Annotated in this window: 2 protein-coding genes; both read right to left on the minus strand. The window is 59.9% G+C overall.

What is annotated here, in order from left to right:
- Window positions 1-9 precede the first annotated feature (9 nt).
- Window positions 10-12,297 carry a non-ribosomal peptide synthetase gene (locus DNH61_RS25415; RefSeq protein ID WP_111149770.1) on the minus strand — a complete coding sequence of 4,096 codons (12,288 nt, stop codon included), beginning with the start codon at window positions 12,295-12,297 and terminating at the stop codon, window positions 10-12.
- Between the two features lie 10 nt (window positions 12,298-12,307).
- Window positions 12,308-18,089: non-ribosomal peptide synthetase (locus tag DNH61_RS25420; protein WP_111149771.1), on the minus strand; the 5,782-nt coding region annotated here is incomplete at its 5' end.

Here is an 18,089-nt window from a genome sequence, read left to right on the forward strand (position 1 = left end):
TCCTCAACTTTACAGCTCGAACACAATGTCTCCATCTATCGCCCGATCCTCAACCGCAGGGGTCTCCGACAGCCGGATATCATCCAGCCTGATCATCGGGTCTACCGCAACCGTCTGCAGGATGCGGCAATAATCGTCCGTCATCTGCCGGATGGTCTCCTGCCGGAACAATGCCGTGCAGTACTCCATGCTGAAGCTGAGCCTGCCGTCTTCCTCCACGGCCATTAGCGTCACGTCAAACTTCGCGGTCTTGTTCTCCACCGGATAAGGACGCAGTTTTACGGATCCAAGATCCACTTCCGGCTCATCCAAATTCTGAATCACCAGTACGGCATCAAACAGCGGGCTTCTGCCCGGATCCGCCGCCATCTGCAGCATCGGCACCAGCTCATCCATCGGATAATCCTGATTCTCGTATGCGCCCAGCGCCATTTCCTTCGCCTGCTCCAGCAGCTCGCCGAACGTCCACTCTCCGCTGCTGCGGATGCGAAGCGGCAGCGTATTGACGAACATGCCGCATACCTGCTCAAGGCCGGCATAATGCCTGCCTGCTACCGGCGAGCCGACGATGATGTCCTGCTGTCCCGAATACTTCGACAGCAGCACATGGAAGGCAGCCAGCAGGTACATATACAAGGTCGTTCCTGTCTCTGCAAGCCTTGCCTGGATGGCGCTCGCAAGCCGCTCATCCGTTCCAAACTCCATGCGGTCCCCGGCATAGCTCTTGTAGGATGGGCGCACATAATCCGTTGGCAGCTGCAGCACAGGCAGCTCGCCTGCCAGCTGCTCCAGCCAGTACCGCTCCTGCCTGCTGAACAGCTCATCCTGCATCTGTTCCTGCTGCCACACGGCAAAATCCTTATAATGAACCGCTGGCAGCGGCAGAGCCTCGCCGCGGTAAAAAGCTGCAAACTCAGCTGCGAGCAGACCGGATGTGACACCGTCCGAGACGATATGATGCACATCCAGCATCAGTAGCGTCTGCTCCTCCGACAGCCGGATGAAGCCTGCCCGCATCAGAGGGGCCTTGCCAAGGTCAAACGGCCGGACGAACGCATCGATAATGGACTGTACAGCCTCGTCCACAGCCGGCTCCTCTACATCTCCGCCCAGCCGGTACACCTCAAGCTCAAGCCTGGCATCATCGTGAATCCGCTGAACCGGCTCTCCGCCAGCAAGCGTGAAGGATGTCCGCAGCGCTTCATGTCTGTGGACCAGCTCCTCCAGCGCCTGCCGCAGCCGTTCCTCATCCAGCCGTCCTTCCATCAGCGTAAACTGCGGGATATTATAGCTGAGCTCGGCTCCCGGCATCTGGCTTGCGATGAACATACGCTTCTGGGCGGAGGAGACCGGATAACTGCCGCGCTTCTGAGCCGGCTTAATAATGCCGGTACGGTTCGATTGTCTGCCTTCCAGCAGAGCGGCCTGCTCCATCAGCACCGGGCTTGCGAAGATATCACGGATTGTCAGCTCCGCCCCTAACTGTCCCCGAACCTGGGCGACAAGCGCCATGGCTTTCAAGGAATGGCCGCCGAGCTCGAAGAAGGAATGCGCTCTGCTTATCTGCCCGGCGCCGACTCCCAGAATCTGCGACCAGATCTGCGCCAGCCCCTGCTCCATTTCGGTGCGAGTCCCGGCTTCCGCCGAAGCCTGGTTCCATCCGTCAGCCTGCAGCCGGTCCGGCTGCGGCAGCGCCCTGCGGTCGATTTTCCCGTTAGGTGACAGCGGCATCTCATCCAGCATCAGGAACACGGAAGGCACCATATAGTCAGGCAGCAGTTCTGCCGCATGCTTCCGCAGCTCAGCTGCGCTGATCTCTCCCCCGGTGCTTACGATATAGGCACACAGGTAACGGCCGCCCTGGCTGTCTGCCGCATCCAGCACCACCGCCTCGCGAACCTGTGCATGCTCGACCAGCTTCGCCTCAATCTCGCCAAGCTCCACGCGGTAGCCGCGTATCTTCACCTGGTTGTCCCTGCGTCCATAGAACGCTACTGTGCCGTCCGGCAGCCATCTGCCCAGGTCACCGGTTCTGTACATCCGCAGCCCTTTCTCTGCGGCATAAGGGTCCTCCATGAACACGGCCTTCGTCCGCTCCTCATCGTTCAGGTACCCCCGTCCGACACCGATACCGGATACGCAGATTTCACCCACCGCGCCCACTGGCAGCAGCCGCAGCTGCCGGTCCACGATGTACAGGTTCATGTTGCGGACCGGCCCTCCAATCGGCACCGGATCAAGCTCGGGCGCCCGCTCCATCACATATTGGCTGATGTCGTCGGCTGCTTCAGCAGGTCCATACGCATTCACCATGCGAATATCCGGGCACAGCTCAAACCACTGCTTCACCATGGCGGGCTTGACCGTTTCGCCTGTAATCATCAAATACTGCAGGGCCAGACCGTGCCCCTGTCTCACGCGGATTTCATCCATCAAGAGCGCCAGATAGGAAGGGACCACCTCAAGCACCGTAACCTCGTCTGCGGCAATCCGCTCCAGGAACCGCTGCGGCTCCAAAATTACATCATTGGCAGCAATCGCCGTCGTACCGCCGATTGTCAGCGCCGCGAACATCTGCCAGACCGAGATGTCGAAGCAGTGATTGGCGTTCTGCGCAATGACAGAATGACTGCCAAGCGACAGCTCCTCGATTTCGGCGGCAATGTGATTCAGCATGCCCGCATGCTCGATCATGGCTCCCTTCGGCTTGCCTGTAGAGCCCGATGTATAGATGACGTAGGCCAGGCTGTCCCCTGCGGCCAGCGGTACCAGATTATCCGAAGACCGGGAAACAATCGCCTCTTCCTCCTGATCCAGCAGAATGCAGTCTATTTCGGAAAGGGCCTCCTCTGGCAGGTCTGATAGATAATCCGAAGCCGAAACCATATACCGCACACCGGATTCCTGCAGGATCGCAAGCTTCCTTGAAACCGGATAATCCGGATCAACCGGGATATAAGCACCGCCCGCCTTCCAGATTCCGAGAATAGTCTCGATCATACGCGGTGAACGCTCCATCAGGACGGCCACGAGTGTTTCGTGCCCCGCTCCCCTGCTGCTCAGCTCATGCGCCAGCTGATTGGCATGCCGGTTAACCGCTTCATAGCTGTGCTTCTCTTCCCCAAATACAACCGCTGTCCGGTCCGGCACTGCTGCCGCCTGCTGCTCGAACAGCAGCGGTACTGTCTCCTGCATGTCGACCGGTGCCTTCCGCGCGTTGAAGCCTGCTGTCAGCAGATGCTTGTCCGCCTCAGTCAGCAGCTCGAGATCTTCCGCAGGATGCTCGGGCCTGGCAGCGGCCTGCTCCGCGATCTGCCGGAAGTGACCGGCGAGCTGGCGGATGATCGCTTCATCATAGACGCGGGTGTTATAGCTGAACTTGAAGAACAGCTCCTCACCCGGGCCTACCGTTATGTCAAAGTCGTAGCTCGTCTGCTCATACACTTCGGTGTCAGCCACTGTAAAGCCCAGTCTGCTTCGGTCATTCCGCGAATCCCCGTCCTGATGGGCAGGCGTATTCTCGAACACTAGAATGTGATCGAACAGATGCTGCTTCAGCGGGCTGACAGCCTGAATGTCCGCCAGGGACAGGTAATCATGCTGCATGGCCTCAAGCGCAGATTGTTTGGCATCCTGCAGCAGCTTGCCGAAGCTCTGCCCCGTGAACCGGAAACGAACCGGGATCGTGTTAATGAAGAGGCCGATCATCTCCTCGATGCCTGCCACCTCTGGCGGCCGGCCCGATACAACCGAGCCGAATACAACCTCGTCCGTATCGTTGTACCGCTGGAGCACCACCGCCCATACAGCCTGCACGACGGTGTTCAGCGTTACTTCATGCAAGCTGGCCAGCCGGTTCAGCTCCGATGTAAGGCCGCGGTCAAGCGTAAAGCTGACGCCCCCCTGCTCGTAGCCTTCTCTGCGGCCTGCAGCCGACTTCGGAAGGGTCGCCGGCTCTTCATAACCGGCCAGATAAGCCCGCCAGTACGCTGCGGCCTCCTCACGCTCACGCTCCTGCAGCCAGCCGATGTAGGCCCGGTAAGGCGCACGGGCGGCCGGTTCGGGCGTTCTGCCCTCGAGAACAGCCTCATAGCAGGTGAACAGGTCCTCGAACAGCAGGCCAAGGCACCAGCCATCCATCAGAATATGGTGGTGAGTCCATACCAGACGCCATTGTTCCCCGCCGAGTTTCATGACCGTCAGCCGGACAAGAGGGTCACGCGTCAGATCAAACCCTCTGGCCAGATCTTCCTGCTTAAACCGGGACAGCAGCTCATCCTGCTCCCCTGCCGCTCTGCCTGACCAATCCGCCAGACGGATAACGGGTTCCATCCGGTCCAGCACAACCTGGTAAGGCCTGTTCAAGCCTTCATACACGAACATCGTCCTGAGCACAGGATGACAGTCGAACAGGACAGCAAGGCTGCTCCGTAAAGCCGCCTCGTCCAGCTCTCCTTCCAGCTGCAGAGACATCTGCTCGACATAGGCGGATGAATCCGCATCCTTCAGAGCATGGAACAGCATCCCCTCCTGCATCGGGGTGAGCGGATACAGGTCGGCAATTCCCGCACGGCGTTCTGCAGCCAGCGACTGAATCCCCGCCCATTCCTGCAAGCTCAGGTTATGACAGCCGTAGTCGCTTGGCGTGCGCACCGTCTCCGTCAGCTGCGCGCAGTGGTTGATGATCTCCTCCAGGTGATGGCGGAAAAGTCCGATCAGCCGTCCGGCTGTGCCATCCTCGTATTGGAGCGTGTTGTAGGTCAGGGAGAAGGTCAGTCTACCTTCCACCACCATACCGTTGAACTCCAGTTCGGCCTGCCGCTCCATGTACGGACTGATCAGCTCGCCCATGGAGAGTCTGGACAGCTCGAACAGCTCGCTTGCGATATCCTGGTCGAACTGCCCCAGGTAATTGAAGCTGATCGCAGGCTGAATCCCGCTTCCCGTGTCAGCCTCTGCCTGTTCTGCTGAGCGCCTGCCGAGTTCCTTCAGAATGCCGTAGCCAATGCCGCGTTTCGGGATTCGACGCATACTCTCCTTCATGCTCTGGATGCAGTCAGCCAGTGTCCGGCTTCCCGCCAAATCCAGCCGTACCGGGAAGGTGCTGGTGAACCAGCCGACCGTCCGGGAGATGTTCAAATCATCTCTGATTTTCTCCCTGCCATGTCCCTCCAGCGTCACAAGCGCCTGCCCCAGTCCGCTCCAGTCACGAACAGCCAGCCCCAATGCGGTTAAGAGCAGCTCGTTCACTTCCGTTCCGTAAGCCTGGGGTGCCTGCCGGAGCAGCCTGCTGGTATCTGCCTCGCTGAGCGATGCCGTTAAGCTCCTGCTGGTCTGGTACGTATTCTTATCCGCGTGGCGGTCCGCCGGGAATGCTCCCGGGCCCTGCTCCACAGCCGCGGCCGTTATATCCTCCCAATAAGCCGCTTCCCGCTGCAGCCGGCTGGTATCCGCATACTCCTGAAGAGCAAGGGCCCAGTCCTTGTAGGAGAAGGTTTTCTCCTGCAGCGTGAGCGGTGTTCCCTCCAATGCCTGCCGGTACAGAAGATTGAAATCCTCCAGCATAATCCGCCAGGATACGCCATCCACTACGAGATGGTGTACTGTAAGCAGCAGATGGTCGCCCTCCGGCGCCTGCATCAGAACCGCCTTGACGAGCGGCCCATCGTGCAGATCAAAGCTCTGCTGCGTCCGTTCAATAAGCTGCTCCATCTGGTACGCAGGGTTCGGCTCAGCCCGCATATCCGTTACCTGGAAGTCGAACGTCTCGCCATCCAGTCCACGTATGATCTGAACAGGCTCCTGCCCAGCTCCACTGCTGTGGAAAACGGCGCGCAGAGCATCATGATGCTGCGTCAGCTTGTCTAAGACCGCATACAGCTTCGCCGGCTCGAACCGATCCCTGCGGAGAAGCACGACCGACTGGTTGAAATGATGCGCATCCGTAAACCGCCGGCCGAAGAACCAGCGCTGGATTGGCGTCAGCGGCACCTCTCCGGTTACAGGCCCCTGCTCCGCCCTCTTCAAGGCCTTGGAGAGTGTAGCTGCAAAGCGCTTCAGCACCGGCTCCTGAAACAGCTCCTTCATCTCCATGGCATAACCCGCTTTATATAAACGGGATGAAACCTGAATCGCTTTAATCGAATCGCCGCCAAGCTGGAAGAAGCTGTCCTCGCGTCCGATCCGGCTGATTCCGAGCACCTCCTGCCAGATGCCGGCAAGAAGCTGCTCTGCTTCTCCCTGCGGAGCTGCAAACCGCCTGCCGCTGCCAGTCTCGGCAGCTGGCTCGGGCAGCGCCTGCCGGTCCGCCTTGCCGCTTGGCGCAAGCGGAATGCTGTCCAGCTGCATGAAGCGGGTCGGTATCATATAATGCGGCAGCTTCCCGGATAGAGAAGCCTGCAGCTCACCGGTCTGCAGCGGGCCGTTCCACTCCTGCTGTGCCACGACATACGCACAGAGGTAAGCAGCCCCGTCTTCACCTGTCCGGTCGATCACGACGGCTTCCCGTACGCCTGGACAAGCGAGCAGTGCCTCCTCGATTTCCCCGAGCTCAATGCGATAGCCGCGGATTTTCACCTGATGATCAATCCGCCCAAGGTACTCAATCCGGCCATCCGGACGGAACCTGGCAAGGTCGCCGGTACGGTACAGCCGCTCACCCTTCCGGTAGGGGTGGTCTACAAATTTCTCCGCCGTCAGCTCGGGCCTGTTCAAGTAGCCTCTGGCGAGACCCGCCCCGCTGACACACAGCTCGCCTGGGACGCCGATCGGAAGCAGGCGCTGCCGTTCATCGAGAATGAACGCCTGCATATTGCCGTTCGGCCCTCCGATAGTAATGTCGCTCTCCCCGCCCGCCAGAACAAGATGCGTCGAGGTGACGCTGTTCTCGGTCGGACCGTATTCATTCACGAGCACGGTTTCGGGGCAGTGATGCCAGTGGGCCTGTACAACGGCTGCGGTCAGCCGCTCCCCGCCCAGCGCCGCAATACGCAGAGTCTTCAGCTGTCCCGGTTCAGAGCAGCCAAGAATGCCCGCATACAAGGACGGTATGCACATCAGGTGCGTAGCCTGCTCGGAGACAACCTTGTCCCTGATGCCTGCCGGGTCTCTGGCTTCCCGCTCATCCAGCATGACGACCGCCGCTCCGCCAAACAGAGGCGACAGGCAGCCGATGATGAAGCCGTCGAAGGCGTACGGATAAATGGCTAGTGCCGTGTCACGGCCATCAAAGCGGTATACGGTCTGGCGCCATTGAAGTGTGGCTGCAATGCTGCGGTGCTCAATCATAACGCCCTTCGGCAGACCGGTAGAGCCTGAGGTGTAGATGACGTAAGCCAGATCCCCGGACTGTGCGGTACGCGGCAGATTGGCGCCCTCATACTGCTCAAGCAAAGCCTGGTCCCTCATATCAATCACACGGCCGCCGTCAGCCGGCAGCAGGCCCGCTGCAGCATCGTGATTCGTCACAATCAGCCGTACTCCGCTGTCCTCTGCAAAATAACGAAGCCTCTCCGCCGGATAGCTCGGGTCCAGCGGCAGGTATGCCGCTCCCGCCTTTAGAATCGCGAGCATCGCCGTTACGACATCGACGGAACGGTCCGTCGATACCCCGACAATCTGTCCCGGTGCGGCTCCCTCGCTGCGCAGCAGCCTGGCCAGCCGGTTCGCACGGTCATTCAGCTCGCCGAAGGTCAGTCTCCGGCTGCTGTCAGCCAGTGCGGGATGATCCGGCGTGCGGGCCGCCTGCTCTTCAAACAGCTCATGCAGCAGCTTGTCCTCCACCAGCAGCTCCGTGCGGTTGAATGCATGCAGCAGCAGCTCCTTCTCCTGCTCCGGCAGGCAGCTCACATCCGCAAGAGCCGTATCCGCCTCCCTGGCAATCAGATGCAGCAGTTCCTGGTAGTGCGCGGCCCAGCGCTCGATCGTAGCAGGGTGGAACAAGTCGGTGCTGTACTCCAGCTCAAAGCTCAAACCGCCGCCGTGCTGCGATCCGATCAAGGTCAAATCATATTTGGCCATATCGGCCTGTACAGCCAGCGGCGTTACATGCAGTCCGCTCAGCTTCATCTCTTCCTCATCCATGTTCTGCAGCGCAAACATCGTATCAAACAGCGGATTTCGCCCGGTATCCCGCTCGGGGGCAAGACGGTGAACCAGCTCCTCGAACGGGTAATCCTGATGCTCTAGCGACTGCAGGACCAGCTCCCTGATCCCAAGCAGCAGCTCGCGCACCGTCTGATCCGGCCGGGAGACCGTACGCAGCGGCAGCGTGTTCACGAACATGCCCAGCATCCGGTGCATGTCGGCATGCGTCCGGCCGGATACCGGCGTGCCGATCACGATGTCCCGCTGGCCGGAGTGGCCCGCAAGCAGCAGATGATAAGCGGCAAGCAGCACCATATACAGCGTGGAACCGGTGTCTGCCGCAAGCTGCTCAAGCCGCGCCGCAGCCGCAGGGTCTACGGTAAACACCGTACGGTTGCCAGCAAACCGGCGCACCGCTGGCCGGGTATAATCGGCTGGCAGCTGCAGCACCGGAATGCCATCTGCGAAGGTGTTCAGCCAGTACTTCCCGTCTTCTTCGCTTTCCCCCGCCGCAAGCCGTTCATGCTGCCAGACCGCATAATCCTTGTAATGCAGCTCAAGCGGGGCCAGCGTCTCTTCGTTATACAGCTCTATAAAATCACGGACGAACAGCGCCGTGCTTGTACCATCGGTAATCAGGTGATGCATATCATACAGCAGGACATGCCTGTCCGCTCCCAGCTTCAGCAGCTCCATCCGCATCAGCGGCGCATGGTCCAGCTCGAACGGCCGGACAAATTGAGTCTCCATGTAAGACTGGATATAACGGGCCAGCCCCTCCCCCTCTCCATGCTCCGCTGGAGGGTGCAGTTCATGAACCGGCAGCCGGAACGGTGACGGCGGCATAATCTGCTGCACCGGCTCGCCATCCGCCATAATGAACCGGGTACGCAGCGCTTCATGCCTGTCCAGCATACGTTCCACCGTCTGCTCCAGCTTCTCCCTGGACAAGGAACCCTCCAGCAGCAGAGCGCCAGGCAGGTGATAGCTCGTGCCGACACCCTCCATCTGGCTGAGCACATAGAGCCGGCGCTGGGCTGAGGAGAGCGGGTAGTACGGACGCACTCCCGCCGCCGGAATGCCTTCCGGACCACCGGCAGGCGCAACATGCCCGCGCCTGCGCTCTTCCAGCAGCTCCGCCAGCTCCCGGACCGTCGGGCAGGCGAAGATGTCGCGGATTTGCACCGGCACATCGATGCTCTGCTGCATTTCCGTCACCAGCATAACCGCCTTCAGGGAGTGGCCGCCCATCTCGAAGAAGTGATCCTGCCGCCCCACCCGCGGCAGTCCTAGCACCCTGCCCCACAGCCCGGCAAGGTGATTTTCCAGCTCGCCCGATGGCGCTTCATAACCGGAGACCATAGGAACAGCCGGCTTCGGCAGCGCCTTGCGGTCGATTTTTCCGTTCACATTAACCGGAATCCGCTCCAGCTCCATGAACACAGCCGGAACCATGTAATCCGGCAGAAGCCCCTCAAGCTGCTTCCGCAGCTGCTTCGTATCTGCCATGTCTTCCTGCTGCGGGACAAAATAAGCGCAAAGGTAAGCCTGATCGTTATCATCCTTCAGCGGTACAACTACACAGTCCCTAACGGCTGCCAGCTGCATCAGCTGGGTCTCAATCTCGCCGATCTCAATACGGTGGCCGCGAATCTTCACCTGCTGGTCAATCCGGCCGAGATACTGGATATTGCCGTCCGGCATCCAGACCGCGAGGTCGCCCGTCCGGTACATTCGCTCGCCAGGTTCATACGGGTTGACTGTAAACTTCTCGTCCGTCAGGTCCGGCTTGTTCCAGTAGCCTCTAGCAAGCCCGCTTCCGGAAACACACAGCTCGCCCGGTACGCCTGCCGGTACCTGCTTCCCGCCCTTATCCAGCACATAGACACGGTGGTTGTGGACCGGAATGCCAATCGGAATATTGTCCTGCTGCCGGTCTACATAATAGAAGGTTGTGATGACCGCATTTTCCGTCGGACCATAGTTATTGACCAGCTTGTAGGTCTGCGGCACGTACTGCTTCAGCTTGTCACCGGCTGTCAGAAGCACCCGGAGCGAGCGGTTCTGCACCTTCATGAACTGCTCGGCAAACTGGGTCGGCAGGTATGTAATCGTAATGCTGTTGGTCTCAAAATAGCGGTTCAGCCGCCCGATATCGAGCCGGATGTCCTTGTGCAGCATATGAATAGAGGCTCCGCAAATCAGGTAGGGGAAGATTTCCCACACCGAACAGTCAAAGCTGAAGCCCGCATATTTGGCCGTCCGGTCCTCCGGTGTGACGCCGTACTCGCTGTTATGCCAGAAGCACAGATTGACGAGTGCGCTGTGTTCGATCATGACGCCCTTCGGCTGGCCCGTCGAGCCGGACGTATAGATAACATAAGCCAGGTCATCCGGCCTGCCGATGAGCGGCAGACGGCCCTCCGGGAACGGGACATCCACGTTATACAGCTGTTCATCCTCCAGGTTAAGGCATTCGCCCGCGAAGGAAATGGTGCCTATAAAACGGGTTTGCGTAAGCAGAATTTCCGCCCCGCTGTCCGTGAGAAAATACTGCACTCGCTCCTGCGGATAACCGGGGTCAATCGGCAGGAATGCTCCCCCTGCCTTCAGTACCGCCAGCACGCCGACGATCATCTCAAGCGACGGCTCCACCATGATGCCGACGATGCTTTCCCGGCTTACACCTCTTCCGCGCAGACGTGCCGCGAGCCTGTCTACCCGGCAGTCGAGCTCGCCGTAGGTCAGTAAGGCATCCTCGAAGACCAGCGCCGTGCGCTCCCGGTGCAGCTCTACCGCCTCGGCGAACAGCTCCATGTAAGGCTTGTGCAGCGGGTATTCTCTTGCCGTATCGTTAAACGAAGCCAGCTGCTCAGCTTCTGCCTCCGTTATGATTTCAATGGTATGCAGCGGGACGGCAGGATCGCCGGCAGCCGCTTCGGCAAGCTTCAGCAGGTGACCGCCGATAGCCGCGACAAAACTGCTGTCATACACAGCTTCGTTATAATTAAAAGCCAGCTTGAGCTGTGCCCCGGGAACCACCATCAGGTTAAAATCATAGCTCGTCTGCTCGAAGACGCGGACGTCCTCAATCGCAAAGCCAAGTCCCGGATAGCGGCTGTCCAGCGCCTCATCGATCGGGTAGTTCTCGAATACGACAAGGTGCTGGATAAGCCCGCTGCGCAGTACGGAATCCGCCTGAATCTCGGCAAGCGGGAAGAAGGCGTTGTCGTTTGACCGGAGTGACTGCTGCTGAACAGCCTGCAGCAGCTCCGTGAAGGTTTGTCCATGCGTGCTCTGCACACGGACCGGAATCGTATTAATGAACAGCCCAACCATCTGCTCTACGCCAGTTAACGAGGATGGACGGCCTGATACGACCGTGCCGTAAACCACGTCGTCGCTGTAATTGTATTTGTGCAGCAGCACGCCCCAGAGCGCCTGCAGCACAGTGCTTAATGTAACGCCCTGAGCCTTCGCAAGCTGTTCCAGCTTCTGTGTCAGCGCCTCGGGAAACCGGAATTCATACTCGGAACCGCGGTAAGCACGGTCCTTCTGATCCTGGCGCATACCCGGCACCACAGCCTGCTGCTCGTAGCCTGCTAAGCATTCCTGCCAGTAGGCTCTTGCCCCGTCCTTATCCTGCTGCAGCAGCCATTCCATATAATCACTGTATGGATAGACCGCTTTCTCCAATACTGGTAAACCGCCTGCGAGCGCTTCGTAGGCCTGAAAGAAATCGTCCAGAATAATGCCAAGGCACCAGCCGTCCATAATGATATGGTGAAAGCTCCAGACCATTGCACAGCTGTCTGCTCCGGTGACCAGCACGGACACCCGCATGAGCAGGTCGCTGGTCAGGTCAAAGCCCTGCCTGCGGTCCTCCTCCTCATAGCGGCGGATGAAGGCCCGCTGCTCTTCCTCCGGAAGAGCAGCGATATCCTCCTGAATCAACGTGAGCGTCCGCTCCTGCAGCACAACCTGCAGCGGCTGCTCAACATTTTCAACCAGAAACACCGTCCGCAGCACATCATATCTGGCGATCAGCGCGTTCATGGATTGTTCGATATAGTCAAGGTTAATTGTGCCTTTAAGCGTCAAGGTCATCTGCTGGTGATAGGCGGGATGATCCTGATCCAGCAAGGAATGAAACAGCATGCCTTCCTGCATCGGTGTCAGCGGGTAAAGATTTTTGATCTGTACGCCATCCACTTCGTTTCACCTACTTTAGTTTTTTGTTGAGCAGCTGGCTGATCTGGCTGAGCTTGTCAATCGACAGCTTGTTGTACACCAGGTCCGAAGGGCTGACCTCCGTGCCGGTCCTGCCCATGCAGTGGCTTATAATCGCCTGCAGCTGCTCCTTGTAAAGGCCGGTCAGCTCTGCTATCGCAGCATCCTCATACTCGCTGCGGCTGTAGCTGACTGTCATCCGCAGCCTGCCGTCTGCCACCATGCCTGTCCATTCCATCGCATACAGCTTGCGGGCATTCGGGCTGATATTCGTGCCGCTGCCGAGCTTCGACAGCGTGAATGCCCCGGTGTCCAGCGCCTGATCCGACTGGCCCAGGTAGTTAAAGCTGATCTCCGGCCGCAGTCCGAACTGCAGCCCCTGCCGCTGCTCCTGTGGTGTTATATATTCCAGCACGCCGTAGCCGATGCCGTGGTTCGGAATCCGGCGCAGACTGTCCTTGACCGACTTCAGCATGTAGCCCATGTCGCCGGGACGGCTGGCTTCCAGAACGACCGGGTATTGGGCTGTAAACCAGCCTATTGTCCGGGAAATGTTGTACGCCTTATCGAGCCGCTCTCTGCCGTGGCCTTCCAGATGAATCAGCGCCTTCTGCCGCCCCGACCACTGCCTGAGCGCGAGCGCCAAAGCCGTAAGCAGCACGTCATTAATCTCCGTATTGTAGGTCCGGTGCACCTGCTTCAGCAGCTGTTCGGTCTGCTCCTCTGTGCATTCCATGACTGCCTCGGCCTGCTCATCCGGCCGCCGCTGCCCTGCAGTCCGGCCCGCCTGGAGCGGCCCCGGATTATTCTGCTCCACCGCCTGCCAGAACGGAATCTCCTTCAGCAGCTCACTATGGCCTGCGTACTGCCAGACCTTGTGCGCCCACTCACGTACTGACAGTGTCTTCGCTGGAAGCCGTACCGCTTCCCCGCGCTCAGCCTTGTCATAGGCTTCAGCCAGGTCCTCCAGCAAAATGCGCCAGGATACCCCGTCCACCACCAGATGATGGATCACAATATGCAGGTGGTCGCCATCCGTGGTCCGCAGCAGCGTGAAGCGGTACAGCGGTCCCTGCTCGATATCCAGGCTTCTCTGCGCTGCTTCCACCTGCCGGGAAATGTAAGCCAGCCGCTCACCCTCCGGCATGCTGCCTGTCTCGACGATATGCAGCGCGACCGGACCAGTCTCCTCTGCGCTGAGGTTCCGTACGGTCCAGTACCCATCCACCTGTCTGAACACCATTCGGAGCGCATCATGATGAACGATCATAGCCGATAAAGCCTGCTTGAGAGCATCCGTGTCAAAACCGCTGCTCCGGTGCAGCATAACCGCCTGGTTAAAATGATGCTGCTCTTCAAAGCCCTGGCTGAAGAACCAGTGCTGAATGGCCGTCAGCGGCACATCCCCGGTCACTTCATCCTGGCTGATTGTTTCCTCATCTTCCTTAATATACGGCGCCAGCTGCATAAGCACCGGATGCTGGAACAGATGCTTCATCTCCAGCACCAGACCCTGCTGGTGCAGGCGGGATGAAACCTGGATGGCCTTGATTGAATCGCCGCCGAGATTGAAGAAATGGTCATGGATGCCGACTCGCTCAGCACCAAGCACCTGCTGCCAGATTTCGGCGAGCCTGCTCTCCATCTCCGTACGCGGCGCCTCATAGGCTTCGGAAACCCCGCTGCTTCGCTCCGGCGCAGGCAGCGCCTTCTTGTCGAGCTTGCCGTTAGGACTGAGCGGCAGACGCTCCAGATGGACAAAGTATGCGGGAATCATATAATCCGGCAGTGCCTCCGCCAGGAAGGTCCGGTACCCTGCTGCCTGCCTGGCTGTGACGGTATAAGACGGGCCCGGTCTTCCGCTGCTGGCGGTTAAGGCTCCGCTATTGCTGTCTGCCCTGGCTGTACTGTTCTGGGCGTGATCAGCGATGTGGCCATCGTCATCGCCGGCCGTCTCTGCTCCCGGAATAATATAGGCGCACAGATAAGGCTGCCCATGCTCGTCCCTGCGGTCAGACACAACCGCTTCCGCGACATCCGGGTGCAGACGCAGGCGGGAAGCGATCTCCTCCAGCTCGATCCGGAAGCCGCGGATCTTGACCTGCTCATCGAGCCTGCCCAGAAACTCAATCGTGCCGTCTTCCAGCCACCGCGCCATGTCACCTGTCCGGTACATGCGGCGGCCGGTTTCCGGATGCGAAGTAAATTTCTCAGCCGTCAGTTCAGGCTTCTTCCAATAGCCGCGTGCTAGACCGGGACCCGCCGCGCACAGCTCACCCGGAACGCCAACCGGTACCGGCTGTCCAGACCGGTCTATAATATATATTTCATGGTTGCCGACAGGTCTGCCGATGACCGCCGTCCGGCCCGGTTCAATGCCGATCTGGGCCGTCGTCGCGATCGTGTTCTCTGTCGGTCCATATTCGTTAATCAGCAGCGTCTTCGGCAGCATGCGCAGGCTTCTGGCCACCAGTTCTTCTGATGGGCGTTCCGCCGCAAGCACGACGGTCTTCAGCTGGCCGAGTCCGCCGCCCGCTTCCGCAAAGTCCAGCAGCGCCTGATACATCGAAGGGATCGCGCTGAACGAAGTGACACCATGGCGGGAGGCGAGCTCGCTGATTACCTTGTAGTCCTTGCTCTCTTCATCCCCCACAACGACCAGGCTGCCGCCTGTGAGCAGCGCAGAGTAAAGGCTTGCCCCGTACCCGTCGAAGGAGAACGATATCAGCTGCAGCGACCGGTCATCCGCTCCAATGCCGTATGCCTGCGTCCGCCAGGCCGCATAGTTGACAACGCCCTGATGCGTAATGGCGACGCCCTTGGGCAGCCCGGTCGAGCCAGATGTATAGATGATGTATGCCAGATCACTCGGCTGAATATCCAGGCATGGATTATCCTGGTTCGCCGCTTGATTGTTCTCTTCAGCTGAAGCCCCGTGCTTTTGGCCCAGAGAGAGCACCTTAACGCTTCCGGGCAGCAGCTGCGGCGCCTCGGCCAGATCCGTTAAGACGAGCTGCATACCGCTGTCCTCTGCCATGTGGGCAATCCGCTCGCGCGGATAGGAAGGATCAATCGGCACATAGGCCAGGCCCGCCTTCAGAACAGCGAGTACAGCGGCAATCCGGTCAACCGGATGCTTCGTCATAATACCGACCAGCAGGCCATTCTCCTGACCGCGCTGGCGTTCATGCGCCGCGCGAACGCCCGGATGACTGGCCCGGATGGACCGCGCCAGCAGGTTCGCTCTTGCGTTCAGCTCCGCATAGGTAATCGTATCGTTGTTATACAGCACTGCCGGGTGCTGCGGCCGCTTCTTAACCTGCTCCTCGAACCGCTGGTGAATGGTCGCCGGTCCGGTTAATTCGCATGGATTGACGGCAAATTCAGCCGTAACCCTTGCCCGCTCCTCGTGCGACAGCAGGCTGAGCTCTGACAGCCGTATCTGCCCTCCGCATTCCGCCAGGCTGCCGAGCAGCTGCAGATAGTGAGCAGCCATGCGCTCTACCGTCTCCTGCCGGAACAGCTGGCCGCTGTACTCGAAGCCGGCGCTGATGCCGTCCTGCTCTTCAGCAGCAAACAGTGTCAGATCAAACTTGGCTGTGCGGTGCAGGTAATCATAGGGTTCGATGCTGACCTGATCCATTACCAGGCTGCCGCGGTCCACATTTTGCAGGATGAACAGGACATCGAACAGCGGATTCCTGCTCGCATCCCGCTGCAGCCCAAGCTTGTCCACCAGCTGTTCGAACGGATAATCCTGATGCTCAAAGGCGCGCATCACGCGCTCCTTCAATTGATCGAGCAGGCCGTTAAAGGTCAAGTCCTGTCTCGGCTGGCTGCGCACCACCACGGTGTTGACGAACATTCCCACGACCTGCTCCAGATCCGGATGGGTTCTGCCGGCGACCGGCGAGCCGATCAGGATATCCTCCTGGGCCGTGTACTTGGATAACAGCACGCTGAAGGCAGCGAGCATGACGGTATACAGGGTTGTTCCCGAAGCATCTGCCATTGACCGGAGGCTTGCGGTCAGCTCCGCATTCATCCGGAAACGAACATGGCCGCCTTCGAAGCTGCGTGCCGCTGGCCGCGGATAGTCCGTCACCAGATCGAGAACCGGAAGCTCGCCCGAAAGCTCATTCAGCCAATAGGCTTCATGTTCCTGCTGGGCCTGCTGATACGGCTCCTGCAGCTGCCAGCAGGTATAGTCTTTATAATGAAGCGGAACCGGCTGGAGCGATTGTCCCTCATAGAGCGCACACAGCTCCTGCATCAGGAGCGGAACCGACATCCCATCCGCTATTGTGTGATGAATATCAATCAGGAACAGGCTGCGGTCAGCCGCGAGAGGCAGCAGACCGGCCCTGATCAGCGGACCGTTCTTCAGGTCGAACGGCTTGAAGAAGGCTGCCGCCTGCCGCATAACGGCAGAGCTCTCTTCCTCACCTGATTCCGCTGCTAACCCGGGCAGCTGCTCAATGTCCGCATCCGCCTGCGGAACGATCCGCTGCATCAGCTCACCATCCACGTAGGCGAACGAGGTGCGGAGCGCCTCATGCCGCTCCACCACCCGCCGCCAAGCGTTCTGCAGCCGATCTGTATCGAGCGCTCCCGTCAGAGTGTAGGTCATCGTAATGTTATAGCTCATGCCCGCCCCGTCCATCTGGCTCAGGGCAAACAAGCGCTTTTGCACCGGCGAAGCCGGATAGAATGGCTGCTCCGGTGCCTGCGGGATACGGGTGTACGCTCCTCCCTGTCCCTGCCCTGCGGCCTGGTCGATGTATGCCGCCTGCATGTGCAGCAGCGGACGGGCGAACACCTCCCGCAGCGGCAGCTCTGCGCCCAGCTCCTTGTGGATGCGCGACACCAGCGTCATCGCCTTCAGCGAGTGGCCGCCCGCTTCGAAGAACGACTGCTCCCGGCCTGCTTCCACTACGCCGAGCACTTCCTGCCAAATCGCCGCCAGCTTCCGCTCCGTCTCCGTGCGCGGCGGGCCTCCCGCCATGCCGCCGCCCAAGGCCAGCTCCGGCTTCGGCAGCGCCTTGCGGTCGATCTTGCCGTTTGGCGACAGCGGCAGCTCCGCCAGCACCTGCACCGATGCCGGCACCATATACTCCGGCAGATGCCGCGCCAGGTATGCCTTCAGCTCCGCCGTCTCCGGCGCCGCCTCGCCCGCGGCTGTCACATACGCCGCCAGCTGCTTCACGCCCTGCCCATCCTCCACATCCAGCACGACCGCTTCCTTCACCCCTACATGCTCGACCAGTCGGGCTTCGATCTCGCCCAGCTCGATCCGGAAGCCCCGGATCTTCACCTGATAATCCTTCCGGCCGTAGAATTCGATATTGCCGTCCGGCAGCCACCGTCCGAGGTCTCCCGTCCGGTACATCCGCACGCCCTCCTCTTCCCTGAACGGGTCTTCCAGGAATACCGCCGCTGTCCGCTCGGGGTCGCGCAGGTAGCCGCGTCCCACCCCAATGCCCGAGACGCAGATTTCGCCGATTGTTCCGACCGGACACAGCCGCAGCTGGTCGTCCACGATGTAGATCCGCATATTGCGGATCGGTCTGCCAATCGGCACCGGCTCGCTCTCCGGCGGCTTGTCCATCACATACTGGCTGATGTCATCTGCCGCTTCGGCCGGGCCGTAGGCATTCACCATCCGGATGTCCGGGCACAGCCCGAACCACCGCCGCACCATCGCCGGCTTCACTGTCTCCCCGGTGATCATCAGGTACTTCAGGTCCGGCAGCCGGACGCCGGTGTCTTCCATG

This window comes from Paenibacillus sambharensis (assembly GCF_003233845.1).
GTDB classification, from domain to species: domain Bacteria; phylum Bacillota; class Bacilli; order Paenibacillales; family Paenibacillaceae; genus Paenibacillus_I; species Paenibacillus_I sambharensis.